The organism is Spiroplasma endosymbiont of Polydrusus pterygomalis (genome assembly GCF_964030635.1).
In the GTDB taxonomy this organism is placed as follows: domain Bacteria; phylum Bacillota_I; class Bacilli_A; order Mycoplasmatales; family Mycoplasmataceae; genus Spiroplasma.
In genome coordinates this window covers 934,596-961,036 of record NZ_OZ034909.1, presented here as the reverse complement: position 1 = coordinate 961,036, position 26,441 = coordinate 934,596, and the positions used below count along the sequence as shown (strand labels likewise).

Here is a 26,441-nt window from a genome sequence, read left to right as displayed (position 1 = left end):
TTCATTTATACACGAATTTTTAAAAAAAGGTATTGACAAATAATTTTAAAGATATATTATTATAATGTAACAAGTATCGAATTTGTATCTCTTTATGCTTGTATACTAAAATAAAAAGTAAATTACTTTACTTTTTTTTATTTTGATGTAAAATATAAATAATAAAAAAGAACCGCGATGGTTCTTTGTTACATTTTATAGTTATTAATTACTCTTTTATTTAATCATATTCATTAAATAATAGCAATTTTAGTATGCAAAAAGGAGTAAAAATGAAAGAATTTAATCCAAAAACAGCAAGTTTACGAACATTTTATCGTAAAATAGAGCAGTTTTGACGTGATAAATCACCTAATATCCCCTATACTTTGAATGATTTAACCAATAAATTAAATCTTTCTCGCAAGTGAAGATATGATAGTTACGCGAGCGAGAAGATAGTTCCTTTACTTGAAAAACAAGTTGATAAAATAGAAAGTGAGCTTATTAAACAAATGGTTAAAACGCCAGAAGGTACTAGGTTATATTGACAGCGTGCATTTAATTATAAATATTCACTGCAAGAAAAAGAACTTGAAAAAGAATTAAACTTAAATAATCAACAACCAATAATTGTTAATTTACAAACGGATATTAGAGATATTAAAAAAGAAACTGAAAATAATGCTTAATCATTTTACTTATTTATTAGAAACGCCTTATTGGTTATTACAAAATAGTAATATTGGTAATAAATATCCATTTGTTAAGAAATATGAATTAGTTAATGAAATTAATCAAATTGGAACACGATATAGCGGTAAGACTATATCAAATATTAAAATGTTTGGTGAATTATTAAAAATTAGTTTATTAATTAAAGAACCAATTTGTATAATTGCTAGTATGTATTGGAGTAAAGATTTAAAAGATAGTGTATTTCAAAATATATGAAATATGTTAGATGAAAATAATATTCCTTATAGTATTAATTTATCAAATTTTACTTTTACTTTATCAAATGGTAGCAAAATATATTGTAAAGGTTTACATTCACCAAGTCGAAAAGAAAAATTAAAAGCCTTTGCTGATTTGAATAAGTATAAATTAGTAATTGATTGAAGAGAAGAATGTGACCAATTTCAACAAAAAGATTTAAGTGATTTAGAGTTTGCTATTCGTGGTTATCAAAATAAAATAACAATTAATACGTGTAATCCTGAAAGTTTAAAAAGATATATTGTTGGTTATTGTAATGAATTATTATCTTTTAATGAAGAAATAATGCGTAGTAAATATGAACAAATTAAATATATTGAAAAATGAAATATGAAAATTATTATTCATTATTCTAGTTGAAGACTTAATTATAAATTACCACAAGATAAAGTTAATGAACAATTAAGATTAGAACAATTAGATATTGAAAGAGCAAGAGTATGGAGTTGAGGATTGCCCGGTAATACTAGTGGTTCAATTTTTGCAAGATATATTGATATTATGCAAGCAACAGATATTATTCAACCAACGAAATTATTAGGTGGTGTTGATATTGCTAACGCGACCAGTCCTAAGGGACATACAACATCAGCTAGTTTTTGACTATATAATTCATTTGATAAAAAAGCTTATAAAGCTTCTGAGTATACGCATTCAAATGCTACACACCAATTTAAAACAGAGTTAGAACAAGTAAAAGATATTTTAGAGTTTTATAACAATCAATTAAATCAATATTTTAATTTAATACAACAAGGTATATCAATAAATGTTGATGATAGTGCATATTCAACATTACAAAGTTTAAATAGAGAAAAATATAATTATACTTTTGGGCAATATATGACATTTAAACCAGCACAAAAACAGAAATTTAAAATAAGACATCGGATTGAAGCATTTACAATGTTAATAAATACAAACCAATTAAAATGATTATGAGAAAAATGTCCTGTCAGTAAAACCCAATATGAATTAATTCAATGAGAAGATAAACCAGATGCCAGAGAAGAACGAATGTTAGACTTATATGATGATACATTTGATAGTGATTTTTATGCTTTACATTTTGAATTAATACCAATGGTTAAACATAATAATTCAGCAGATTATAAATTATGACAACAAAGGGAGTGAATAACTTAATGAAAAAAGATATTTATGTAATCCATGATGAACGTGTAATAAATGCAAAAAGACCTTATATGTCTGTTTGTGGACAAGTTAAAAAAAGACTTTGTCAAGAATTAAAAAAAGATAATATCGCAATATGTAAATTAAATTTATATAACGAATATATTAAAAAATATCAAAAAGTTAAAGTATGTGTTCAAGTTTTAGCAAATGAGCCAAATTTATTAACAGTAAATATTATTAATTATGCACTTATCTTAAAATTAAAGGAGCAAAATAACCATGAATAATACTTTCCCTAGTTTACCAAACTTAAGTGATATTAATAGTGTTTTAAAATTTTATAATTATGATTGAACAATTAATTTAGCAAATATTATTGCTCGTCATCAAATGCGATTAATAAATGGTAAAGATATTTTATTTAAGTCTCATCGTAAAGACATTTTAGAAAAATTAAATTGATGATATGAAAATTATAAAATAAAAGAAAAGTTAGATAAAAACGAATTAACAGCAAGTTTAATGGGTAAAAATATTTTTGGTTTATTAGAAACTAGTGATGGTAATATTGATTTATGAATTAATCCTTTTAACTTTACATCACGTGTAAGTAAAATAAATGAAATTGAACAAGGGGCCGACATTTGATTAAATTATCATCAATCAGACAGTGGTTTTATTTTAAATTTAATTTGTACCAAAGATAAAATAGTTATTAAAGGTTGACCAAAAAATAATGAGGTAGTTGTTGGACAAAGTAAAACACAAATTAAAGATGATGTTAGACCTATTTTAGTTCAAGAATTTAAAAATAAATTAGGTATAGTACCTTTTTGAGAAATGATTAATGAACCTAATCCGTTGTTCTTATCAACTTCAACTACATTAAATCCATGACCTACGATGGCAAATTGTTATAAATTACAATTTGATTTAGAAGATAGTTTTAATATTAAATCAAAAGAACGATGAGCTAATCGTACGCACTGATATGGGGTATTAGATGATGGTTTAATGAATGCTTACAATATGGGAAATAAAAAAGCATTACAAGATGTATTTGATGATATTTTCATTCAATCAGGTCAAACGGCAGCAGATGGGACATCATCACAATCTTTACAAGTAGTACAAGGTGCACCAACATTAGAAACATATACCGAAGATCAAAAATCAATTATTGAGCAAGTATATTTAGCATGTCATTTTTCTAGTCCATTTGGTGATAAATCAGATAATGACCAGAATAAAACACAGTCATTATTAACTAAAACAAAAGACTTAGAAAAACAAGCATATTTACAAGCATATCGTAAGCAATATTATACTAAGATGTTTGATACTGTTTTAAAATATTATGGTTTATGAGATGGTATTGGTGAACGACCTTATGGTTTTGATTTTATTAGTGCTAGTTTAGTTGACCAAATGCGACAAAATGAATTAATTACTGCTAGATTAGATAATGGCACAATGGAACCAATAAGAGCTATAACTGAATATGACAATATTGATGAATTAGAAGCAACAAAATATTTTGAGAAAGTAGAAGCATGACAAAATAAAATGCAAGCCAAAGAAATCGAACATAATAATAAATTACTAGAATATGATGAAACTGGTAATAATCAAAATACCTTGCAAGGTAGAACAGAAATAAAGGAGAATTAAAAAATGAGTAGAATTAACCCAGGAGTTATCGAAGAACTAAGAAGACAAGCCCACGATACTTTAATAGATATAAGAGAAAATATAAAAGATAATAGACATTGAATGGTATTTCCTTTTAATGTTTATAGTTCATATATTCCTGATACTGAAACAGGTTGAAAACCCAATAACGCAAAGCCTAGTGATTATGGTAGTTATTCAAGAATATTTGATAATATGGAAAGTACGATTGCTCAATGACAAGATAGTTTAAAAATAGTTCAAAAACATAAAGGTGAAGAAATTAATATCTTAACAATTGATGATTTTAGTAAACAATCAATTAATTCAACTATATGAGCCAATAACGAAACACCTTTCGCGATAAAATTAAAAGATGAAAATAATAATGTTTATTGAAAATTAATTGATGGGGAAAATATTTATGATATTAATAGAATGTTAGCATACTTAAAGCAATATAAATTAAGTTATTTTATTAATAATGATAATAAAGCTGATAATTTTTATACAAAAGAAGTTAAAGTTGGTAAACATTGAGATGCTTATATGATTGATGATAGAAGTTCGATTCAATTTGGTGAAGCTAAATTTGAACAAGTATTTACTCAGCAATCAACTGAAAGACAATATACTTTATTAATTTTAGATGAAGATGCAGATAAATTAAATATTAATGATTATTATAACTTTTATACGGTTTTTAATGACCATGGATTAAATATTGGTGGTGGCAATATAAATATTGCTCCCCAAGATAGACAATGATTATATCCATCAAATGTTATTAATTATTATTCACCATGAGATGGTAGTTTTTTATGACAAGAAATTACCTTTTCAAGTATTAATGACAAAATTAGTAATAGTGGTTTATCAGTACGACAATTTATTCAAACATCAGCACCTGGGGAAGGTTATTGTTTTCCTAAAATAACTTATGATGAGAAAACAAATAAAGGTATTGTTGAATTAGATGATATGTTATTAAAAGACCCCGGTGTTAGAGCAATGGCAGTTAAATTTTATGGTAATCCGATCTTTTTTGATATGCCCGTTATTGGCCGGCCAATTATTAAAGGTCAATTTAATCCAAAAGTAATGAATTCACGAGATTTATTAATGTATAACATGTATCCGTGTCCGCCTGATAAAGTAAATACTTATGCATCACCAGAAGTAAGTTGATATAACATTCAAGGGATTCAACCAACAATGATAACCGGTTATGAAAATTGAAAAAAAGATATGGAAAGTAGATATGACTTTTGAAAACAAAAAAATAGTGAAGGTATTGTTATAACAGATAATGCAAGTTCAACAGCAACTAATCCCGTTGTTGGAACAACTATTAATGAAGAAAATAATGACTCTAAATTTTATTGGTCTAAAAATTGAAAAATAACGCCACCAAGTCAAATAGAGGTAAAGGGTGGTAAGGTTGATAATATTATTAGTACCCAAGCATCATCATATTTTAGAAGAAAAGATGAATTTGGTAATACTGTTGGTAGTGTTCAAATTGAATATAATAAAATGGGTGCATGTAATGTTTGAGATATTTTAAATATGAATAATTTTATTAACCGTCAAATAACAATATTACCTTTAAACTATACACAAAAGTTAGTTTTTAATCCTTTTACGATACCAGGCGGAGTTGGTAAATTCTTAAACTTTATTTCGTTTGGTATTCCTTGGGGCTGAGTTATTAATCAAGATGAAAAAACTTGACCTAATTTTCAATGACTTAATGGCTTTATGAGTGCTAATATTTATAGTTTTTATAATGATGCTTTTTGGTCTGAAAACTCAAAAGGTAAATGCTATTTACCATTTGAAATATTTAGAGAACAAGGTAATGATAAAGTTGGTGCTATTTTTGGAGCAAATGCCACTAGCTTCGGGTTTACCACTTTATTAACTGATAAATTAGTAAGTACTGTTTTAACTAAGGATGGTAAACCAACAAATAATATAGTTTATTCAACATATAATCTAAAACAATTAAACGAAAAAACTAACCGAGTTTATTTAATTAATGAACTTACAACAGTAGTAGATGCTCAAACACCAGTTAGTTATAGTGAAGAAGATAATGATTGTGAATTCTTACAAACACCAGATGGGACAAATTGTAGTTATATTATTGATATGTTTTCAATACAAGCATTATATAAAGGTAATTTTGAAATTATCTTTTATGCTGATAACCCATATACCAATAATGAAGAAGATTATTTACGCTTATCAGTATGAAGTTTTCGTGGTAAAACAAAAAGCGTATTAAATAATTATTTACGCGATATGACAACTAATTATAAAACTAGTTTTTTATTACCACATGACTATGAAATACCAACATTTAATTATCCTGAATATGTTTTGCCGCCAGTTCCGCCATTAGGTAATTGAAAACTAGTTAATGGTTTTATTAATGAAAAACAAGATGATAATAATAAAAATTATTATTTTGGAATTATTAATAACGGAAGTGGTTGAGAAACTATAACTTGAAGTGGGAAACAAATAGATTGAAAATATCAATATAAAAATATTTATCGATGAGAGGGCGACGGTTTACCAGAAACACCAACAATAAATGGAAATACTGGGGAAATTAAAAATTGAAAATAATAAAAAAACTATGGGGTTTTTAATTGGATAGCAAGAAGCAAAAAAATGAATTTTGTAAGTGAAATAAATCAAATTTAATTTGCTTATTAATTAATTTATAAATTGTCTAATAACTAGTGGCTTTAGTAAATTTATTTATTTTTTAGTTTGTCTGGTTATTTTTATTTATAATTTTTATAAAATATCAACTTTTATTGTTAATATCTTAAATTGTAAATTAAAATTGCATTATACAACTAATAAACCACCACATTTTAATTTACACAATTTACAAGGGAATATTAATGATCCTACTTTTGTGTCACAAATAATTATGTCCTATATTTTATAATGCAATTTACATAAACAAAAAAAGAAATTATTTTTTAATTTCTTTTCTTTCATTTCAATTCGTAATTTCCCCAGTATTTCCATTTATTGTTGGTGTTTCTGGTAAACCGTCGCCCTCTCATCGATAAATATTTTTATATTGATATTTTCAATCTATTTGTTTCCCACTTCAAGTTATAGTTTCTCAACCACTTCCGTTATTAATAATTCCAAAATAATAATTTTTATTATTATCATCTTGTTTTTCATTAATAAAACCATTAACTAGTTTTCAATTACCTAATGGCGACTTTGGTAAATTGTGATTTATATTAGGATTTTCGGGTTCTTTTTTTGTTATTTTTTTCTTATTTTCATTATCTGGTGTATTACAAGCAACTAAAATTGTTGTACTTGTTCCGATTAAAGTGATTACTCCTAAAAGACTTAATATTTTTTTCATTTTAAATAATTATTTCCATTAAATATAAATTATAAACAATAATAAAATTTAATTTTTAAGATGATAATGTATCAATTACTCCGCACAAAACCGCAACTGATCCTGCAATAATTGAAATTATTTCACCTATTCCTGTAAATGCTGAAGCGCCAGCGGCTACAGAAACCCCTCAACCAACATTTTGACATCAATCAAGACTAGAATCAGAGTTAGAATTTTCTAAATTTTGTATTTTATTATCTAATTTATTAATCATATTTGTTAAAGTATCAATACTTTCTTTTATTCCTTTAACAGTTTTATTTAATTCTTCTATCTTAGATGTATTGTTTATTATTCTTAAAATAATAGATAAATCTCGAATATATCCTTTGGCTGTTTCTTTTCATTCACTTGATGAATTCAAATTATTTTTTCAATTGTCTATATGGGATTTTCATTGTTTAAATAATGGGTCATTAATTATTTTATTTTTAATTTCATTAATTTTAGTTTTAGTATTAAAAATTAGTTTTTTACTAAGTCCTGCAGAATAAACATTACTGTTATTTTTTACAACTAATTCAGCTGAAAAACTTTCAGTAAAACCCGAATATTCACTTTTATTAATAATTTCAAATTGAGAAATATCTAATTTAGGATATAAATATTTAATTTTATTTAAAATACTAACGTTATTATTGTCTTCAATTAATTCTAAGTTAATAATATTATTGCTATTATTTGTTGATCTTTTTTGTCTTGAATTATTAAAATCATTATTAAAATTATTAATATAATTATTTTCATATATAGCACCATCATCTATAATATTAACAGATTCTAAATAATAAGAATTACTAAATACATTACAAGCAACTGTAATTTTTATTCTTTTTTGTCTGTTGCTTTTCTGTCAAACATCATTAATTTGATTTCAAGAATTAAAAATAGGTCGAGCAATTAAAGTTTCTGGTAAGTCATCACAATTTCCATCATTAATTTCTCCTACATATTCGCTTTGAACTCCGCGATTTTTATGTTTTTCAATTAAACTTTTAAAAATATAATCATATTGATATGGGTTATTTTTTTGATAGTTGTGAATAATTCTTTCTCAAGAGTTTGGATTAAAAATTCCAGTTATTCTTCCTTTTGTAAAAATTTTGTCTCCAGAACAACTAAAATAAATATCTGTTTTAATTTCTCTCTTAATTATATTTAATTTCTCTTTTTTTTGATAAGGGCTAGCGGCAATTGTTGTTGGTACAGCACTTCCTCCAATTGTTAACACACTTAATAAACTAAGTAATTTTTTCATACTTGTTTTTCTCCTTTTCTTAATCTTGAAACTTTTTTATCAAGATCTATCCTCATTGTATATATATATATATATATATACAAGCAAAATTGGTAATTATTTTAAAGGCTTTTATCTTGTTAAAAAGCTATTATTACGCGTTTTAAGACCTAAAATAGTAATAAAATATATTAAGTTTAGTATTTTATGTATAAAAAGTATTGTATTAGTAAAATAATAGTATATAATGAAGGCATAGGTTTAATCTTTTTCCGTAAAAAAGAGTTACGCTGACTTGTTAATCGGACAAGGATAAAAAAAGAGGAGTTTATAAAATGGCACTTATAAAAGAACAATTAATCGAACAAGGTTTAAGTGAAGAAATTGCAGAAAATATCTTAAATCAGTTTAATAATGAAGCAAAGCAAATTAGAGAAAGTGTGCAAAAACGCGAAGATGTTATATCAAAAGAAGACTTTATTAAATTATCTAATGAATTAGATGAATTAAAAGCCTTTAAAGATGTTCCATCTACTAAAATTGAAGATATTAAAACTAATTTAGAAAAAGTTAGTGGTAGTTCTTTATTTGAAAAAATGCAAACTTTAAAAGAATTAAAACCTGATTTGTTTGTCGAAGAACAACCATCAGTTTCACCAACTAATTTAATTAAAGATATGATTGAAAATTCGGTTGAAAATAAAAATGATGAAATTGAAACTATTAAAGAAAAAGGAGCATATACTCCAGAAGAAATTAAGAAATTAACTGATTATACACTTAAAAACCTTAGATAATAAGGGAGTGAATATTATGGCAACAATTAATTTGCCGCAAGTACATTTTACATTACAAGGTAATACAACAGGTCAAAAAGCCTATGTTGATATGGTTAACGCTATGCTAAGAGGACCATTAATGAATGAGCATGCAAGTATTATGCAATATGCAACTGCAACTGCTGAACAAGTTGCTTGATTACCTAATGCAGGACAAGCATTATATAATTTAACTCATCGTGTGGTATGACAAGATGATTATTCATTACCAAATGGTGGGGCAACTCAAACAATGGGATTAACAAGAATTCCGGTGCCTATTAATAAAAGATTTAATTTAAAATTAATGAATGAAGCATTTGACTTAGCAATGATAGAACAAAATATTAAAAATGGTGTTATTGCTGATGCTATTGCTAGTGTTGTACAGAATAAATTTGTTAATTTAGAATGTGAATTAATTCAGGCTATTTATGATTATTGTTTAGCAGATGGTCAATATGAAGTAATTCCATTTCGTGGTTATACAGCAGATAATGCTGATGATGCAAATAAAGCATTCTTTACATTAAATGAAACTTTGATTGAATTAACAAATCAAATTAGTAATTTATATTTTGGTTTACCAACCGATAAAATGTTTATGGTTTTAGGACGAAGATCCTATTTAGGATTAACACCTGCTTATTTAAAAGTAATTGGTTCACAAGCTCAATTAAAAGCAATGGTTAACGGTGAATTATATGAAAATACCGCAATGGGTATTCCGGTATCAAAAAGTTTTCATTTAGAAAAAACATATACAAAAGGACAAGTTAACCGAGATAAAGGTTATAATTTTACTAATATAAATGGTTTACTTATTAATAAACAAGTATGAGCATATCCAATTAATATGGATACTATTCAACAAGTTTTAGATAATGATACTGCTAACCCTAAATGAATTGGTAAAGTACAATATGCAACACCAACAATTTTATATCCAAAAACATGTAAGATTATTTTAGAAAAAGAACCAACACAAGAAGAAATAAATACTGCTAAAAGTAATTTAAATAAAACATTTAGAGTGCCGGTTGATTATGAAATTTCTACACCAATAAATACAACAAAATCTAATGTAATTTTAACACCAGATGTTGCTAAAATAGATATTAGTAAAATAAATAAATTAGATAAACCAATCATTAATTTACCAGATCCCAAAGATGTTAGTGATGGATGATTAAAACCACAATTTAAAGACGTTGTTTTAAAAGCAGTTAAAACTGTAGATAGTTCTTTAACTGAAAATGATTTTGATTATTCTATTAATCCTAAAGGTGAAGACTGACCAATTGATATTACAAATGATAAAATTGTTGAAGTTTTAATTGAAGGTAAAAACAAAGCAACTGGTAAAACAAAGTCAATTGAAGTAGTAATTAAAAATTCTTAATAAACAATGAATTTATTAATATTACGAATTTTAACTTTATTAACAGAAAATTTAGGAAATAAACCTTTAATAAATAAGTTTGTTAATTTAATTAATAAGGTTAATAAGTTTGCTTCATATTATGCTAATCCTTTTCAAAAGATTACAAATAAAATTGAAGATATTTATCAATGATTAAATCCATTTACTTATTTAAATTTAATTAAAAAAGGTCATAAAAAAGAAATTCAACAAATATTAAGTAAATTAGAAAAAGATAACAATATTAAAAATAGAGAACAATTTAAAAAAGAAAATTATCTAAACACTAATTGACAACCTTTAAATAGTAGTTGGCTTAATAGTGGTATGTTTAATATAACAAATAAGTTAACTTTAACAGGTAATTTAACTATTTTAATATATACAAAAACAGCAAAACACCCGAAGTTTTATGGTCCATATGTTTATCCTAGTGTTCCAGTTGAAATTTGAAAATTATTAAGTAATGCTGTATCTAATGCAGGAACTTTATTTTGGCGTTATTGATTAAGAAAATGATTACCTAGTCATTTAAGAGATTATATTAAAAAACGATTACCAAAAGAATTAAAAGAAAAATACCCAAAAGGAAATATCAAATTAACATTACCACATATTCAAAAATTACAACAAATTAAAAGGTTTATTAATAATTTAAAGATTGGACACTTTAATTTCAATTTTGCTGGTGAAATTAATAATAAAAAATGATATCGAGAGCGAAAAAGTGATGTTAAAAATATTAATAATTTATATAAAACACCAGTTAAAAGTATGTTTTATAAAACTAATCAAACTATTAAAAAAATTAAAAAAGTACAAAGAAAAGTTAATGGTTATAAACTATCTAATTTAAGAAATAAATATCGAAATCAATTAAGGGGTGTATTATATGGAAAGTAATTTAAGTAATTTGTTATTTATAACAGTTGAAGATGTTAAAGAAAGTAAACTTTGACAACCTATTAATGACCGTAAGCAATCTGCTTATAATGATAATTTAATTTATAATGCTATTTTAAAAACTAGTTTATGAATGGATAGATTATCAGGTGGGACAATTTCAGATAAAATAAATAAAAAAGATTTATTTCCCTGAGTTAAAAAAGATAATACTGGTTTAATTGAATATGATAAATGATTAAGTTATATTCAATCTGCTTGTTTATTAGCAGTTATGAATTGATATTTGCCAAAAGGAGTTAATGATTTAACTGGTAGTGCTTCATTTTCACAAGGTGGAGTTGCTTATTCACAAACTAATGACCCTGAAGCAAATGAAAATATTACTCGTGATGTTAAAAATGCTTTAAAATTAGCTGGTGAAATAATTGATATTATATCTAGTAAAACAGTTACGAGACCATATAATTATCATTTAGGGAATTATGCTCATCCTTGAGAAGAAGAATATAAATATATTACGAAAAAAACATTTTATGACAGTTTATTATTTTATTTAAAAGAACGCGTTCAAACTGATAACACTATTAATATTACTCATCCAACAATTATCGATTATAGTAAAATTGATTATAATGAATATATTAAACTTGTTGTTCCGTTTGATAATGATACGATTTATTATGATAATGGGGTTTGAAAAACAAATATTTCAGATTGAGAAATTGTTGATACCAGTGATTTAGATAATACAAGGTTTGATTATGAAATACAAAATTGAAACAAAGAAAATTATAAATACAATATTTGAATTAAAACAAGTAATCAAAATCATTATTATTTATCAACATACAAAAATTTTGAGGGAAAAATAACTGTTGGTTCATTTGAATTAGGAAACGTTTTTTCTCATCGTGTAGAATTAGAAGGTGATGGAATTATTGCTATACGTACTGGTGGGACAGATGGAACACTTTCTGATTTACACATTGAAAGAAAAAAAGTAAGTTAGAAAGGGGTTTAATTAATGAAGCAAGATAAAACAACTTGATTAAAGGGTGCATTACCTTGAAATTGATTTAAAAAAGATCCTATTCCAACTTATAATTGAACTCATAAAGATATTAGAGAATGAGAAAGAAAATATAAAATTAGGAGTTGAGTAGTTAGTTTTTATACTTTAATATTTTTAGCATTAAATTGTTGATTGGAATATGGAATGATTGATGCAATTAAAGGAAAAATTGATTGATATAATTATGGTCAATATTGAGGCAATGGTATTGCCATTTTATTAACACCTTTATTTACACATGGAATTCAGGGTATATTTGTTGCTAGTAGTAAACCAAAAGTAGATATGAAAATTGATATTCCACGATTAAAATTATCTAAAATGGGATTATTATTTACAATTTTACCTTTAATTACTTTAATAATTTCTTTAATTATTATTTTAATTGATAAATTAAAATGAAAAAAAGACCATTTAAGACATTGTTTAGATTGTCGGATTAATCCGCGTGTTATTCAACCAAGAATAGCAAAACAATGAAATAATTTAGATGGTATAACAGAAGAAATATTTAAAAATATACAAAACGAAAATATTAAAAAACAAAAACAAGAAGAAAATAACAAAAAATTAAATATAAATAATAATTATGAAACTAATAATTAAATTTTATTAAAATAGACTATATATAGGGGTGGTAGATATTTTGGGTGGTTATATAGCTTAATTTATAAATTATTTTGTTCTGAAAGAATGGATGGCCACTGTTTGAGTAAGGATAAGAAAGGAAACAAAAACATGAATGAAACATTAATGATTGCTTTACTTGTGTTAGCTGGTGCTGGTGGAATGGGTAGTCTTGGTATTCTTGGATTATCTGCTAAAAAAATTAAAAAATATAAAGCAGAACTTAGAGAATTGAGAACGGCTGTTATTGCCCACGAAAAACATTTACGAGGACCTGATTATGCAACAGAATTAGCCCTTAAAACAGGTCAAATTAAAAATGTTAAAAAACAAGTTAAAGTAAACGACAAAAAACAAGCACAAAAAGATGCTATTAGACAACTAACAAATAGTATTTAAAAAAATAACCAATTAAGGTTATTTTTTATTTTTCTTTGTTGTGACTTATATAAAAATTAATAAGATATTCTATTCGTTGTGAATAAGTATCAAAGTTAGATAATTTATTTCAAATTTTTTCTTCATTTTTATTTAAGTAAATATTAACATTTCGAATTTTACAAGAATAATATTTTCCTGTTTTTTGATTATATGATTCTTTCATAATATTAAACCTCATAATTAGCAATAATAATGGCATCTCGTAAATGATTACTTATCTTATCATTATTATATTTTCAACCTTTACCATATTGATAAATTAAATTACTATCTTTATCAAATTCTCATATACAACTATCATTATATTTACTTAAATTTTCCATATTTTTAACAATTGATTTAGTATGTTTTGGTGATACTCAATTAATATTGTGCACTTTTTTTGTATTGTATTTAACTGTTCCAATTACTTTTAATAAATCATCCCTATCTTTACTTGCATTAGCAGATGTATATAAACAATCTTCAATATTAATAATTGCATCTGGTCTTAATACATCTAAAATAATATCGGGTTGTGTAATTCAATCATAATGTGTATATTCGGATTTATCAATTAATTTATTATCTTTAAAAGTAACGATAGCAGTAGTACCAGTCCCTGATGGGTCAATACCTATTTTTATCAAGTTGCTCATTCTTCATCATTATTATTAACTGTTGGTACTACATTAGAGATATCTTCTTCTTTAACTACATTATTGTTTGTATCCGCTATTTCTATATAAGATGAGGTATTTATATTGTTTGATAAGGGTTCATCGCTCATATGCCCCTTATTTTTGGCGACAGTAATATCATTAAAAGGTATATAATCAAAATTACCATCTTCTTTAATTTCTTTTTCATCTAAATCAATGTCAGTAATATCTACACCTAATTCTTGGGCTAATTTACGATATAATTTTGCTTCAACCATTTCTTTTGGTCATTTATTTCAAGGCGAATATTCACTATTTCCACTTGGACTACTATTTTTTAAACGGTCAATATCGGCTTTTCTTAATAAAATTCCTTTTGTTTCACCAGTTAAACGATTAATTCCAAAAGCATAAGCACCAATAATATTTTCATATTGACTGGTATTTGTCATAAAATCTATTTCATGTAATTTTGGTTTTTGTAAATCGGTATCTCATACAAATTTTTCACTTTTATAAATAATTCCTCGTTTTAACATTCAATTTTCTTGTTCCATTCTTTTTTGAAACACACTACTATCAATAATAGTTGTTAATTTATTTTTAAATGGAATAATATTAAAATCTTTTCCGAATATTAAACCTTTATTACTTAAATTAATAATTCCTAAGGCTGTAATTTTTCCATTATCAGCATTACCCACTAAATTCATATAACTTTGATTATTTTTTAATTTTAGTTCTTGTAAAGAAATTAAATTTTCTTGTAAATATTTAGCATTAACATTTAATTCATATGCTTTAACTGCTGTTGCTACTAATTCTTTTATTCCCATTTGATTATTCATAATTATTTCTCTCCTTTATTTATTTTGAATTTAATTCCATTAACACCAATAGTATTAATGTTTTTATTACTATCTCATTGTTTTTTAATTTCGTTTTTAACAATTTGTTCATCAACAATTAAATAATTTTTAATTAAATTAATAAGTTCTAATTTATCAGCATTTTGTAAAAAATCATCATTAACACCCAAAATATCAATATCTTTAATTAATATTTTTTCTTTCCGAAATTTACTAGTAGTTTTTTCTAAATCTTGTTCTATTTTTGCTACATCTTCCATAACACGAACTTGTTCATCTTCAATTTGGTCCATGTCTAACCCCATATCAGGCGTTAAGTTATTAGCATATTCAACCCTATTTTCTTGTTCTTGTTTTTTAGTTTGAATAAACTGTTGTTGTTTTAAGTATTGAACTTGTATTAGGCTATTTTTAATTTCAATTTTATTATTTTGAAGTACTTTTTCTAAATTAATAATATTAACTCTAATTCGATTTAATTCATCTTTAAAATCTTTTATTAATTCTAATGGTTCTCTAAAAACAAAATCAATTTTACTAATAGCACTGGGTATATCTTTTAAATGTATATCTTGATAACCATTTAATGCATAATGATTAAGATGACGATAGATAAACTCTGCTAATTCTTTACCGTGATTATCAATTCAATTTTTAATCGGTAATGCTTTTAAACTTAATTCTTTAAAATCATTACCTTTTAAATAAAATGGATAGGTAATATTTTTAATTTGATTATTTAACTTTAAATCTGCCATAATTAAATTTCCTCCAAATTCATATCCATAATTAAATTATCAATATATTCGTAAGCAGTCTCTTCTGAACAACATTCTTCTAATGCGATATTAAATAAATCTTCTTCGCTATAAACATAACCACTTTCATCTTTTCACATATTATTCATAATTTATCACTTCGTAGTCTGCTTCTTCATCTTCTAAATAATCATCTATTAAACCTTTAACCTCATCAATTTCATATCATTTTAAATTTAAATCAAAATCTTTTGGCAATGAAATATTACCTACATGTCGCTCTTCATTACCAAATTTAAGATATAAATTTAATTCTCAACTCATATCATAGTCACTATCAATTTGTGCATAAATAATATCTTTATTACTAATTTTTAATGCGTTATTATTAATTCATTTTTCATTTAAGTAATCACTAATACAATATGACATTTTCTTATTCCTCCTAATTATTTTTATTGTTTAATGCTAAATGTTCATCCGTAATATCTTCTTGCGATACTGAATAACTTTTAAGCATTAATTCATTCAATTTATTTTCTTTATTGCATTCTTTATGAAAACAATAACCTCAATATCTTTGTTTAAGACAAATTTTATTTAACTTTTTCATATAAAAATCCTAAATTATTTGATTGATTTTTTTCTCAATTTGTAATATTTTTCAACCATCTGATGCTAAATCTAAAATATCGTTAATTTTGTAATGTTGCATATAAGAAGCAATAACGTCTCATTTATCTTCAAATAAATTTAAGTACATTTTTGCTCATTCTAAACACTGTAAATCATAATGATTTTTATGATGAGAAATACGACAATTAACAGGTTGACAATTCACTCAATCAAATAATGTTGTTATTTCATTTCAAGTTTTATTAATATACAAACTTTTATATTCCATTATATTTCCTCCTATTTTTAATTTGCTGGCACTCACTCCCAAGTGAAAGTGCCAAAGCGAGAATTAGTTATATAAGTATTTATCTATTTATTTACTACGCCATCCGCTTCACTAGGGGTGAGCGGTGGCGATAATATATTTAATATTTGTTTATTATTAGATAATAGACAGTTGTTTTTATGAGGTAAAGCCAGAGAATTCTCTCTCTTCATCCGCACCATTTCAGGTCAAAACGTTCAGTTTTTAAAATAAATTCACTTGCACCTTGAAGAGCCTGGTGCTGGCGTTGTGGTTTGTAGAACCGCTGCCATCCTCGATGGGACAATATATATCGCAAATTTATTTATAAAGTGGCCATCTCTATTTTTATTGTCGTTCGATGTTGACCTTGCACTTATCACGACTATCGCTTAGTTTAAATATAACCAGCGCCGATTTACATATTTCCTCATACACTATTTCAGTACTTGCCTCGGCTGGCTGTGGAAATGAGCTTAAACTCATGTTCTTATGGAAGCACTTAGTTATTTAAAATAACCGTCCCACACTGCATTAAGTTGTTTTATAAAATCAAAGTTTAAAATAACCAGTTTCTCAATCAAAGATAATTTTTGAATTTTCTATTTTTTGATAAAATCGCTTTTGTTTCTTATCTTTTGTACGATTTAATAAATCTTTGTGTTTATCACAAGTTCATAAAACTTTATTTGATAAAAATTCTTCGGTAATGAATGATATTGATTTATAGCAATTATCAACATCACAGATTGTTTGTTGCGTATTAATTTCCATTACTTACTCCTTTCTTTGATATTAAGTTTTTTTATTTATTAGCCAAATTAATTAACTAAAACAGAGAAAGGACAACACCTTAAATTAGGAGAAAAAAAAGGTACACTTTGTAATGATTTATAAGATATTTAATAAATGTGTAAACAACTTTAAGTTAACGAAAAAGTTGCGATAAAAAGTTTCTATTTTAAGAATTTAAGATGCTGCCCTTTCTCTGAATTAATTAATAATTATGGGTTTACAAATAAAAAAACAACCCTTTTTATTTAACAAGAGTTGTTTTTTGGAGGTTCATCGTACACGATGCCTTTGGCATTGTGTAGATACAAGCTCCAAATTTGTATCTCTTGTTAAATTGATAATAACATTATTTAAAATAAATGCAACTATTTTTTAAAAAAAATAAATTATTTATAAATTGTTATTATTTTGAACATATTTTGACACACTAAAAAATAATTTATTAAATTTAATTAATAAAAATTTACTTAATATTTTGTAAAAATATTTCTTTTGCACTTACTCAGTTTAAACACGGTCGAAGTTTATCATTTATAACATCAACTACTCAATCTATTTTTTGTTGACTAACATTATTAAAATCAGTTCCTTTTTTAAATCAATGTCTAAATTCACCATTCATATATTCAATTAATGGTTTTTGTTGTGGTGAAGCAGGGTCACAAAAATAAACTTGTGTTTCAGCAAATATTTCCATTTCTCTTCATTTACTAAATTCTTTCCCACGGTCTGTTATTATTCCTTTCATTTTACCCATTAAATTATTACTTACAATCATATCTTTAAATTTTGTTAAAACCTCATTAGCGGTATTATTTTTTAATTTCATTACAAAGTAATTTTTACTTGATTGTTCTACTAAAACTAAACAACTAGATTGATGGTCTTTTCCAACTACGGTATCCATTTCAAATCAGCCAACATTAGATTGCTTATTTTCAATATCTAATATTGATTTAAAATTATTTAATTTACCACGATTATCATATTCCCCCTTTTTCTTATATTTTTTACCATGATGGCGTAAATTTTGTTTATTTAAACCGAATAATTTTAAGTCAATTCATTTATAAAAAGTTTTAACACAAGCAGGAAATTTAACACCAAACTTTATAAAATATCGATGAATAATTTGTGCTGGTGAATTATGAAGAATATTAAATCGTAAATTTAGTCATTCTTTTTGTTCTTCTGTGAATTTGGGGGGCTTTTTAATAGATTTTTTTCGTTTTTTTAAATAATCATTATGTGCTTTACCAACATCATAATCTTCTATATTTTTAAATCTATTAATTTCTCTTTTAACAGTATTAATATCTCTTCCCGTTTGCCTTGATATTTCAGATAAATTAATCGTTCCATTTTTCTTTTTGCAACTATCAGATAACAATAAATCCTTAATAAATCTTCGTTCGTCAAATTTTACATGTGTATAATCTTGCATATATTTGTACATCCATTTCTTTTGTTTAAATTCATTTATACACGAATTTTTAAAAAAAGGTATTGACAAATAATTTTAAAGATATATTATTATAATGTAACAAGTATCGAATTTGTATCTCTTTATGCTTGTATACTAAAATAAAAAGTAAATTACTTTACTTTTTTTTATTTTGATGTAAAATATAAATAATAAAAAAGAACCGCGATGGTTCTTTGTTACATTTTATAGTTATTAATTACTCTTTTATTTAATCATATTCATTAAATAATAGCAATTTTAGTATGCAAAAAGGAGTAAAAATGAAAGAATTTAATCCAAAAACAGCAAGTTTACGAACATTTTATCGTAAAATAGAGCAGTTTTGACGTGATAAATCACCTAATATCCCCTATACTTTGAATGATTTAACCAATAAATTAAATCTTTCTCGCAAGTGAAGATATGATAGTTACGCGAGCGAGAAGATAGTTCCTTTACTTGAAAAACAAGTTGATAAAATAGAAAGTGAGCTTATTAAACAAATGGTTAAAACGCCAGAAGGTACTAGGTTATATTGACAGCGTGCATTTAATTATAAATATTCACTGCAAGAAAAAGAACTTGAAAAAGAATTAAACTTAAATAATCAACAACCAATAATTGTTAATTTACAAACGGATATTAGAGATATTAAAAAAGAAACTGAAAATAATGCTTAATCATTTTACTTATTTATTAGAAACGCCTTATTGGTTATTACAAAATAGTAATATTGGTAATAAATATCCATTTGTTAAGAAATATGAATTAGTTAATGAAATTAATCAAATTGGAACACGATATAGCGGTAAGACTATATCAAATATTAAAATGTTTGGTGAATTATTAAAAATTAGTTTATTAATTAAAGAACCAATTTGTATAATTGCTAGTATGTATTGGAGTAAAGATTTAAAAGATAGTGTATTTCAAAATATATGAAATATGTTAGATGAAAATAATATTCCTTATAGTATTAATTTATCAAATTTTACTTTTACTTTATCAAATGGTAGCAAAATATATTGTAAAGGTTTACATTCACCAAGTCGAAAAGAAAAATTAAAAGCCTTTGCTGATTTGAATAAGTATAAATTAGTAATTGATTGAAGAGAAGAATGTGACCAATTTCAACAAAAAGATTTAAGTGATTTAGAGTTTGCTATTCGTGGTTATCAAAATAAAATAACAATTAATACGTGTAATCCTGAAAGTTTAAAAAGATATATTGTTGGTTATTGTAATGAATTATTATCTTTTAATGAAGAAATAATGCGTAGTAAATATGAACAAATTAAATATATTGAAAAATGAAATATGAAAATTATTATTCATTATTCTAGTTGAAGACTTAATTATAAATTACCACAAGATAAAGTTAATGAACAATTAAGATTAGAACAATTAGATATTGAAAGAGCAAGAGTATGGAGTTGAGGATTGCCCGGTAATACTAGTGGTTCAATTTTTGCAAGATATATTGATATTATGCAAGCAACAGATATTATTCAACCAACGAAATTATTAGGTGGTGTTGATATTGCTAACGCGACCAGTCCTAAGGGACATACAACATCAGCTAGTTTTTGACTATATAATTCATTTGATAAAAAAGCTTATAAAGCTTCTGAGTATACGCATTCAAATGCTACACACCAATTTAAAACAGAGTTAGAACAAGTAAAAGATATTTTAGAGTTTTATAACAATCAATTAAATCAATATTTTAATTTAATACAACAAGGTATATCAATAAATGTTGATGATAGTGCATATTCAACATTACAAAGTTTAAATAGAGAAAAATATAATTATACTTTTGGGCAATATATGACATTTAAACCAGCACAAAAACAGAAATTTAAAATAAGACATCGGATTGAAGCATTTACAATGTTAATAAATACAAACCAATTAAAATGATTATGAGAAAAATGTCCTGTCAGTAAAACCCAATATGAATTAATTCAATGAGAAGATAAACCAGATGCCAGAGAAGAACGAATGTTAGACTTATATGATGATACATTTGATAGTGATTTTTATGCTTTACATTTTGAATTAATACCAATGGTTAAACATAATAATTCAGCAGATTATAAATTATGACAACAAAGGGAGTGAATAACTTAATGAAAAAAGATATTTATGTAATCCATGATGAACGTGTAATAAATGCAAAAAGACCTTATATGTCTGTTTGTGGACAAGTTAAAAAAAGACTTTGTCAAGAATTAAAAAAAGATAATATCGCAATATGTAAATTAAATTTATATAACGAATATATTAAAAAATATCAAAAAGTTAAAGTATGTGTTCAAGTTTTAGCAAATGAGCCAAATTTATTAACAGTAAATATTATTAATTATGCACTTATCTTAAAATTAAAGGAGCAAAATAACCATGAATAATACTTTCCCTAGTTTACCAAACTTAAGTGATATTAATAGTGTTTTAAAATTTTATAATTATGATTGAACAATTAATTTAGCAAATATTATTGCTCGTCATCAAATGCGATTAATAAATGGTAAAGATATTTTATTTAAGTCTCATCGTAAAGACATTTTAGAAAAATTAAATTGATGATATGAAAATTATAAAATAAAAGAAAAGTTAGATAAAAACGAATTAACAGCAAGTTTAATGGGTAAAAATATTTTTGGTTTATTAGAAACTAGTGATGGTAATATTGATTTATGAATTAATCCTTTTAACTTTACATCACGTGTAAGTAAAATAAATGAAATTGAACAAGGGGCCGACATTTGATTAAATTATCATCAATCAGACAGTGGTTTTATTTTAAATTTAATTTGTACCAAAGATAAAATAGTTATTAAAGGTTGACCAAAAAATAATGAGGTAGTTGTTGGACAAAGTAAAACACAAATTAAAGATGATGTTAGACCTATTTTAGTTCAAGAATTTAAAAATAAATTAGGTATAGTACCTTTTTGAGAAATGATTAATGAACCTAATCCGTTGTTCTTATCAACTTCAACTACATTAAATCCATGACCTACGATGGCAAATTGTTATAAATTACAATTTGATTTAGAAGATAGTTTTAATATTAAATCAAAAGAACGATGAGCTAATCGTACGCACTGATATGGGGTATTAGATGATGGTTTAATGAATGCTTACAATATGGGAAATAAAAAAGCATTACAAGATGTATTTGATGATATTTTCATTCAATCAGGTCAAACGGCAGCAGATGGGACATCATCACAATCTTTACAAGTAGTACAAGGTGCACCAACATTAGAAACATATACCGAAGATCAAAAATCAATTATTGAGCAAGTATATTTAGCATGTCATTTTTCTAGTCCATTTGGTGATAAATCAGATAATGACCAGAATAAAACACAGTCATTATTAACTAAAACAAAAGACTTAGAAAAACAAGCATATTTACAAGCATATCGTAAGCAATATTATACTAAGATGTTTGATACTGTTTTAAAATATTATGGTTTATGAGATGGTATTGGTGAACGACCTTATGGTTTTGATTTTATTAGTGCTAGTTTAGTTGACCAAATGCGACAAAATGAATTAATTACTGCTAGATTAGATAATGGCACAATGGAACCAATAAGAGCTATAACTGAATATGACAATATTGATGAATTAGAAGCAACAAAATATTTTGAGAAAGTAGAAGCATGACAAAATAAAATGCAAGCCAAAGAAATCGAACATAATAATAAATTACTAGAATATGATGAAACTGGTAATAATCAAAATACCTTGCAAGGTAGAACAGAAATAAAGGAGAATTAAAAAATGAGTAGAATTAACCCAGGAGTTATCGAAGAACTAAGAAGACAAGCCCACGATACTTTAATAGATATAAGAGAAAATATAAAAGATAATAGACATTGAATGGTATTTCCTTTTAATGTTTATAGTTCATATATTCCTGATACTGAAACAGGTTGAAAACCCAATAACGCAAAGCCTAGTGATTATGGTAGTTATTCAAGAATATTTGATAATATGGAAAGTACGATTGCTCAATGACAAGATAGTTTAAAAATAGTTCAAAAACATAAAGGTGAAGAAATTAATATCTTAACAATTGATGATTTTAGTAAACAATCAATTAATTCAACTATATGAGCCAATAACGAAACACCTTTCGCGATAAAATTAAAAGATGAAAATAATAATGTTTATTGAAAATTAATTGATGGGGAAAATATTTATGATATTAATAGAATGTTAGCATACTTAAAGCAATATAAATTAAGTTATTTTATTAATAATGATAATAAAGCTGATAATTTTTATACAAAAGAAGTTAAAGTTGGTAAACATTGAGATGCTTATATGATTGATGATAGAAGTTCGATTCAATTTGGTGAAGCTAAATTTGAACAAGTATTTACTCAGCAATCAACTGAAAGACAATATACTTTATTAATTTTAGATGAAGATGCAGATAAATTAAATATTAATGATTATTATAACTTTTATACGGTTTTTAATGACCATGGATTAAATATTGGTGGTGGCAATATAAATATTGCTCCCCAAGATAGACAATGATTATATCCATCAAATGTTATTAATTATTATTCACCATGAGATGGTAGTTTTTTATGACAAGAAATTACCTTTTCAAGTATTAATGACAAAATTAGTAATAGTGGTTTATCAGTACGACAATTTATTCAAACATCAGCACCTGGGGAAGGTTATTGTTTTCCTAAAATAACTTATGATGAGAAAACAAATAAAGGTATTGTTGAATTAGATGATATGTTATTAAAAGACCCCGGTGTTAGAGCAATGGCAGTTAAATTTTATGGTAATCCGATCTTTTTTGATATGCCCGTTATTGGCCGGCCAATTATTAAAGGTCAATTTAATCCAAAAGTAATGAATTCACGAGATTTATTAATGTATAACATGTATCCGTGTCCGCCTGATAAAGTAAATACTTATGCATCACCAGAAGTAAGTTGATATAACATTCAAGGGATTCAACCAACAATGATAACCGGTTATGAAAATTGAAAAAAAGATATGGAAAGTAGATATGACTTTTGAAAACAAAAAAATAGTGAAGGTATTGTTATAACAGATAATGCAAGTTCAACAGCAACTAATCCCGTTGTTGGAACAACTATTAATGAAGAAAATAATGACTCTAAATTTTATTGGTCTAAAAATTGAAAAATAACGCCACCAAGTCAAATAGAGGTAAAGGGTGGTAAGGTTGATAATATTATTAGTACCCAAGCATCATCATATTTTAGAAGAAAAGATGAATTTGGTAATACTGTTGGTAGTGTTCAAATTGAATATAATAAAATGGGTGCATGTAATGTTTGAGATATTTTAAATATGAATAATTTTATTAACCGTCAAATAACAATATTACCTTTAAACTATACACAAAAGTTAGTTTTTAATCCTTTTACGATACCAGGCGGAGTTGGTAAATTCTTAAACTTTATTTCGTTTGGTATTCCTTGGGGCTGAGTTATTAATCAAGATGAAAAAACTTGACCTAATTTTCAATGACTTAATGGCTTTATGAGTGCTAATATTTATAGTTTTTATAATGATGCTTTTTGGTCTGAAAACTCAAAAGGTAAATGCTATTTACCATTTGAAATATTTAGAGAACAAGGTAATGATAAAGTTGGTGCTATTTTTGGAGCAAATGCCACTAGCTTCGGGTTTACCACTTTATTAACTGATAAATTAGTAAGTACTGTTTTAACTAAGGATGGTAAACCAACAAATAATATAGTTTATTCAACATATAATCTAAAACAATTAAACGAAAAAACTAACCGAGTTTATTTAATTAATGAACTTACAACAGTAGTAGATGCTCAAACACCAGTTAGTTATAGTGAAGAAGATAATGATTGTGAATTCTTACAAACACCAGATGGGACAAATTGTAGTTATATTATTGATATGTTTTCAATACAAGCATTATATAAAGGTAATTTTGAAATTATCTTTTATGCTGATAACCCATATACCAATAATGAAGAAGATTATTTACGCTTATCAGTATGAAGTTTTCGTGGTAAAACAAAAAGCGTATTAAATAATTATTTACGCGATATGACAACTAATTATAAAACTAGTTTTTTATTACCACATGACTATGAAATACCAACATTTAATTATCCTGAATATGTTTTGCCGCCAGTTCCGCCATTAGGTAATTGAAAACTAGTTAATGGTTTTATTAATGAAAAACAAGATGATAATAATAAAAATTATTATTTTGGAATTATTAATAACGGAAGTGGTTGAGAAACTATAACTTGAAGTGGGAAACAAATAGATTGAAAATATCAATATAAAAATATTTATCGATGAGAGGGCGACGGTTTACCAGAAACACCAACAATAAATGGAAATACTGGGGAAATTAAAAATTGAAAATAATAAAAAAACTATGGGGTTTTTAATTGGATAGCAAGAAGCAAAAAAATGAATTTTGTAAGTGAAATAAATCAAATTTAATTTGCTTATTAATTAATTTATAAATTGTCTAATAACTAGTGGCTTTAGTAAATTTATTTATTTTTTAGTTTGTCTGGTTATTTTTATTTATAATTTTTATAAAATATCAACTTTTATTGTTAATATCTTAAATTGTAAATTAAAATTGCATTATACAACTAATAAACCACCACATTTTAATTTACACAATTTACAAGGGAATATTAATGATCCTACTTTTGTGTCACAAATAATTATGTCCTATATTTTATAATGCAATTTACATAAACAAAAAAAGAAATTATTTTTTAATTTCTTTTCTTTCATTTCAATTCGTAATTTCCCCAGTATTTCCATTTATTGTTGGTGTTTCTGGTAAACCGTCGCCCTCTCATCGATAAATATTTTTATATTGATATTTTCAATCTATTTGTTTCCCACTTCAAGTTATAGTTTCTCAACCACTTCCGTTATTAATAATTCCAAAATAATAATTTTTATTATTATCATCTTGTTTTTCATTAATAAAACCATTAACTAGTTTTCAATTACCTAATGGCGACTTTGGTAAATTGTGATTTATATTAGGATTTTCGGGTTCTTTTTTTGTTATTTTTTTCTTATTTTCATTATCTGGTGTATTACAAGCAACTAAAATTGTTGTACTTGTTCCGATTAAAGTGATTACTCCTAAAAGACTTAATATTTTTTTCATTTTAAATAATTATTTCCATTAAATAT

The 26,441-nt window shown here is 25.2% G+C and carries 29 protein-coding genes; 16 read left to right on the top strand and 13 right to left on the bottom strand.

Features of this window, described 5'->3' with window-relative positions; all coding sequences use genetic code 4:
- The first annotated feature begins 272 nt into the window (after window positions 1-272).
- The 5 genes from ACQH23_RS06220 to ACQH23_RS06200 are packed head-to-tail and all read left to right on the top strand — an operon-like array spanning window position 273 to window position 6,423.
- The gene (locus tag ACQH23_RS06220; protein WP_425377651.1) at window positions 273-671 is read left to right on the top strand and encodes a hypothetical protein; all 399 of its coding nucleotides are present in this window, start codon (window positions 273-275) and stop codon (window positions 669-671) included.
- Window positions 664-2,124, top strand: coding sequence for a PBSX family phage terminase large subunit (locus ACQH23_RS06215; protein WP_425377650.1), 1,461 nt, complete (start codon window positions 664-666; stop codon window positions 2,122-2,124). Before ACQH23_RS06220 ends, ACQH23_RS06215 begins: the two co-directional genes overlap by 8 nt.
- Entirely contained in the window at window positions 2,124-2,402 is a 279-nt protein-coding gene (locus tag ACQH23_RS06210) for a hypothetical protein (protein ID WP_253301740.1), read from the top strand. The genes ACQH23_RS06215 and ACQH23_RS06210 overlap by 1 nt, the downstream gene beginning before the upstream one ends.
- Complete coding sequence (locus ACQH23_RS06205) at window positions 2,395-3,786, top strand: hypothetical protein (RefSeq protein ID WP_425377649.1); 1,392 nt, start codon at window positions 2,395-2,397, stop codon at window positions 3,784-3,786. Before ACQH23_RS06210 ends, ACQH23_RS06205 begins: the two co-directional genes overlap by 8 nt.
- A gap of 3 nt (window positions 3,787-3,789) precedes the next feature.
- Window positions 3,790-6,423 (top strand): hypothetical protein, encoded by a 2,634-nt coding sequence (locus ACQH23_RS06200; protein WP_425377648.1) that lies wholly within the window; start codon window positions 3,790-3,792, stop codon window positions 6,421-6,423.
- A 358-nt stretch (window positions 6,424-6,781) separates the two neighbouring features.
- On the opposite strand, the gene ACQH23_RS06195 is transcribed toward ACQH23_RS06200, so the two are convergent.
- Complete coding sequence (locus ACQH23_RS06195; protein ID WP_425377647.1) at window positions 6,782-7,195, bottom strand: lipoprotein; 414 nt, start codon at window positions 7,193-7,195, stop codon at window positions 6,782-6,784.
- Window positions 7,196-7,250: 55 nt separating this feature from the next.
- Complete coding sequence (locus tag ACQH23_RS06190; RefSeq protein WP_425377646.1) at window positions 7,251-8,495, bottom strand: hypothetical protein; 1,245 nt, start codon at window positions 8,493-8,495, stop codon at window positions 7,251-7,253.
- 314 nt (window positions 8,496-8,809) lie between these two features.
- On the opposite strand from ACQH23_RS06190, the gene ACQH23_RS06185 reads away from it, so the two are divergent.
- The 6 genes from ACQH23_RS06185 (at window position 8,810) to ACQH23_RS06160 (ending at window position 13,719) form a co-directional block, all read left to right on the top strand.
- Complete coding sequence (locus tag ACQH23_RS06185) at window positions 8,810-9,271, top strand: hypothetical protein (RefSeq protein ID WP_425377645.1); 462 nt, start codon at window positions 8,810-8,812, stop codon at window positions 9,269-9,271.
- A gap of 16 nt (window positions 9,272-9,287) precedes the next feature.
- On the top strand, window positions 9,288-10,694 hold the full coding sequence (locus tag ACQH23_RS06180; RefSeq protein WP_425377644.1) for a hypothetical protein: 1,407 nt from the start codon (window positions 9,288-9,290) through the stop codon (window positions 10,692-10,694).
- 6 nt (window positions 10,695-10,700) lie between these two features.
- Window positions 10,701-11,618 (top strand): hypothetical protein, encoded by a 918-nt coding sequence (locus ACQH23_RS06175; RefSeq protein WP_425377643.1) that lies wholly within the window; start codon window positions 10,701-10,703, stop codon window positions 11,616-11,618.
- Window positions 11,608-12,630 carry a hypothetical protein gene (locus ACQH23_RS06170; RefSeq protein ID WP_425377642.1) on the top strand — a complete coding sequence of 341 codons (1,023 nt, stop codon included), beginning with the start codon at window positions 11,608-11,610 and terminating at the stop codon, window positions 12,628-12,630. The genes ACQH23_RS06175 and ACQH23_RS06170 overlap by 11 nt, the downstream gene beginning before the upstream one ends.
- A 15-nt stretch (window positions 12,631-12,645) precedes the next feature.
- Window positions 12,646-13,299, top strand: coding sequence for a hypothetical protein (locus ACQH23_RS06165; protein ID WP_425377641.1), 654 nt, complete (start codon window positions 12,646-12,648; stop codon window positions 13,297-13,299).
- An 87-nt stretch (window positions 13,300-13,386) separates the two neighbouring features.
- Window positions 13,387-13,719 carry a hypothetical protein gene (locus ACQH23_RS06160; protein WP_425377640.1) on the top strand — a complete coding sequence of 111 codons (333 nt, stop codon included), beginning with the start codon at window positions 13,387-13,389 and terminating at the stop codon, window positions 13,717-13,719.
- A 25-nt stretch (window positions 13,720-13,744) separates the two neighbouring features.
- Here ACQH23_RS06160 and ACQH23_RS06155 read toward each other — a convergent pair whose 3' ends face one another.
- The 10 genes from ACQH23_RS06155 to ACQH23_RS06110 form a co-directional block, all read right to left on the bottom strand.
- Entirely contained in the window at window positions 13,745-13,924 is a 180-nt protein-coding gene (locus ACQH23_RS06155) for a hypothetical protein (RefSeq protein WP_425377639.1), read from the bottom strand.
- 4 nt (window positions 13,925-13,928) lie between these two features.
- Window positions 13,929-14,399: a hypothetical protein gene (locus ACQH23_RS06150; RefSeq protein WP_425377638.1), complete on the bottom strand. Its 471-nt coding sequence runs from the start codon at window positions 14,397-14,399 to the stop codon at window positions 13,929-13,931.
- Complete coding sequence (locus ACQH23_RS06145) at window positions 14,384-15,250, bottom strand: recombinase RecT (protein ID WP_425377637.1); 867 nt, start codon at window positions 15,248-15,250, stop codon at window positions 14,384-14,386. The genes ACQH23_RS06150 and ACQH23_RS06145 overlap by 16 nt, the downstream gene beginning before the upstream one ends.
- Window positions 15,251-15,252: 2 nt before the next feature.
- Complete coding sequence (locus ACQH23_RS06140; RefSeq protein ID WP_425377636.1) at window positions 15,253-16,029, bottom strand: hypothetical protein; 777 nt, start codon at window positions 16,027-16,029, stop codon at window positions 15,253-15,255.
- A gap of 2 nt (window positions 16,030-16,031) precedes the next feature.
- Window positions 16,032-16,178: a hypothetical protein gene (locus ACQH23_RS06135; RefSeq protein WP_425377635.1), complete on the bottom strand. Its 147-nt coding sequence runs from the start codon at window positions 16,176-16,178 to the stop codon at window positions 16,032-16,034.
- Window positions 16,171-16,461, bottom strand: a complete 291-nt coding sequence (locus ACQH23_RS06130) for a hypothetical protein (protein ID WP_425377634.1) — start codon at window positions 16,459-16,461, stop codon at window positions 16,171-16,173. Before ACQH23_RS06130 ends, ACQH23_RS06135 begins: the two co-directional genes overlap by 8 nt.
- A gap of 13 nt (window positions 16,462-16,474) precedes the next feature.
- Complete coding sequence (locus tag ACQH23_RS06125; RefSeq protein WP_425377633.1) at window positions 16,475-16,642, bottom strand: hypothetical protein; 168 nt, start codon at window positions 16,640-16,642, stop codon at window positions 16,475-16,477.
- Between the two features lie 9 nt (window positions 16,643-16,651).
- A complete protein-coding gene (locus ACQH23_RS06120) occupies window positions 16,652-16,969 on the bottom strand; it encodes a hypothetical protein (protein WP_425377632.1) in 318 nt (105 codons plus the stop codon).
- 516 nt (window positions 16,970-17,485) lie between these two features.
- A complete protein-coding gene (locus tag ACQH23_RS06115) occupies window positions 17,486-17,725 on the bottom strand; it encodes a hypothetical protein (protein ID WP_338955090.1) in 240 nt (79 codons plus the stop codon).
- A gap of 484 nt (window positions 17,726-18,209) precedes the next feature.
- On the bottom strand, window positions 18,210-19,190 hold the full coding sequence (locus ACQH23_RS06110; protein ID WP_425377652.1) for an IS30 family transposase: 981 nt from the start codon (window positions 19,188-19,190) through the stop codon (window positions 18,210-18,212).
- A 302-nt stretch (window positions 19,191-19,492) separates the two neighbouring features.
- Here ACQH23_RS06110 and ACQH23_RS06105 point away from each other — a divergent pair, with 302 nt between their 5' ends.
- From ACQH23_RS06105 to ACQH23_RS06085, 5 genes are read left to right on the top strand one after another with little or no spacing between them, the layout of a single operon-like run.
- Window positions 19,493-19,891, top strand: a complete 399-nt coding sequence (locus tag ACQH23_RS06105) for a hypothetical protein (RefSeq protein WP_425377651.1) — start codon at window positions 19,493-19,495, stop codon at window positions 19,889-19,891.
- Window positions 19,884-21,344 (top strand): PBSX family phage terminase large subunit, encoded by a 1,461-nt coding sequence (locus tag ACQH23_RS06100; protein ID WP_425377650.1) that lies wholly within the window; start codon window positions 19,884-19,886, stop codon window positions 21,342-21,344. The genes ACQH23_RS06105 and ACQH23_RS06100 overlap by 8 nt, the downstream gene beginning before the upstream one ends.
- Window positions 21,344-21,622, top strand: coding sequence for a hypothetical protein (locus tag ACQH23_RS06095; protein WP_253301740.1), 279 nt, complete (start codon window positions 21,344-21,346; stop codon window positions 21,620-21,622). The genes ACQH23_RS06100 and ACQH23_RS06095 overlap by 1 nt, the downstream gene beginning before the upstream one ends.
- On the top strand, window positions 21,615-23,006 hold the full coding sequence (locus ACQH23_RS06090) for a hypothetical protein (RefSeq protein ID WP_425377649.1): 1,392 nt from the start codon (window positions 21,615-21,617) through the stop codon (window positions 23,004-23,006). Before ACQH23_RS06095 ends, ACQH23_RS06090 begins: the two co-directional genes overlap by 8 nt.
- Before the next feature lie 3 nt (window positions 23,007-23,009).
- Window positions 23,010-25,643 carry a hypothetical protein gene (locus ACQH23_RS06085; RefSeq protein WP_425377648.1) on the top strand — a complete coding sequence of 878 codons (2,634 nt, stop codon included), beginning with the start codon at window positions 23,010-23,012 and terminating at the stop codon, window positions 25,641-25,643.
- A 358-nt stretch (window positions 25,644-26,001) separates the two neighbouring features.
- Here the strand turns inward: ACQH23_RS06085 and ACQH23_RS06080 are convergent, their stop codons facing one another.
- On the bottom strand, window positions 26,002-26,415 hold the full coding sequence (locus tag ACQH23_RS06080; protein WP_425377647.1) for a lipoprotein: 414 nt from the start codon (window positions 26,413-26,415) through the stop codon (window positions 26,002-26,004).
- Window positions 26,416-26,441 lie beyond the last annotated feature (26 nt).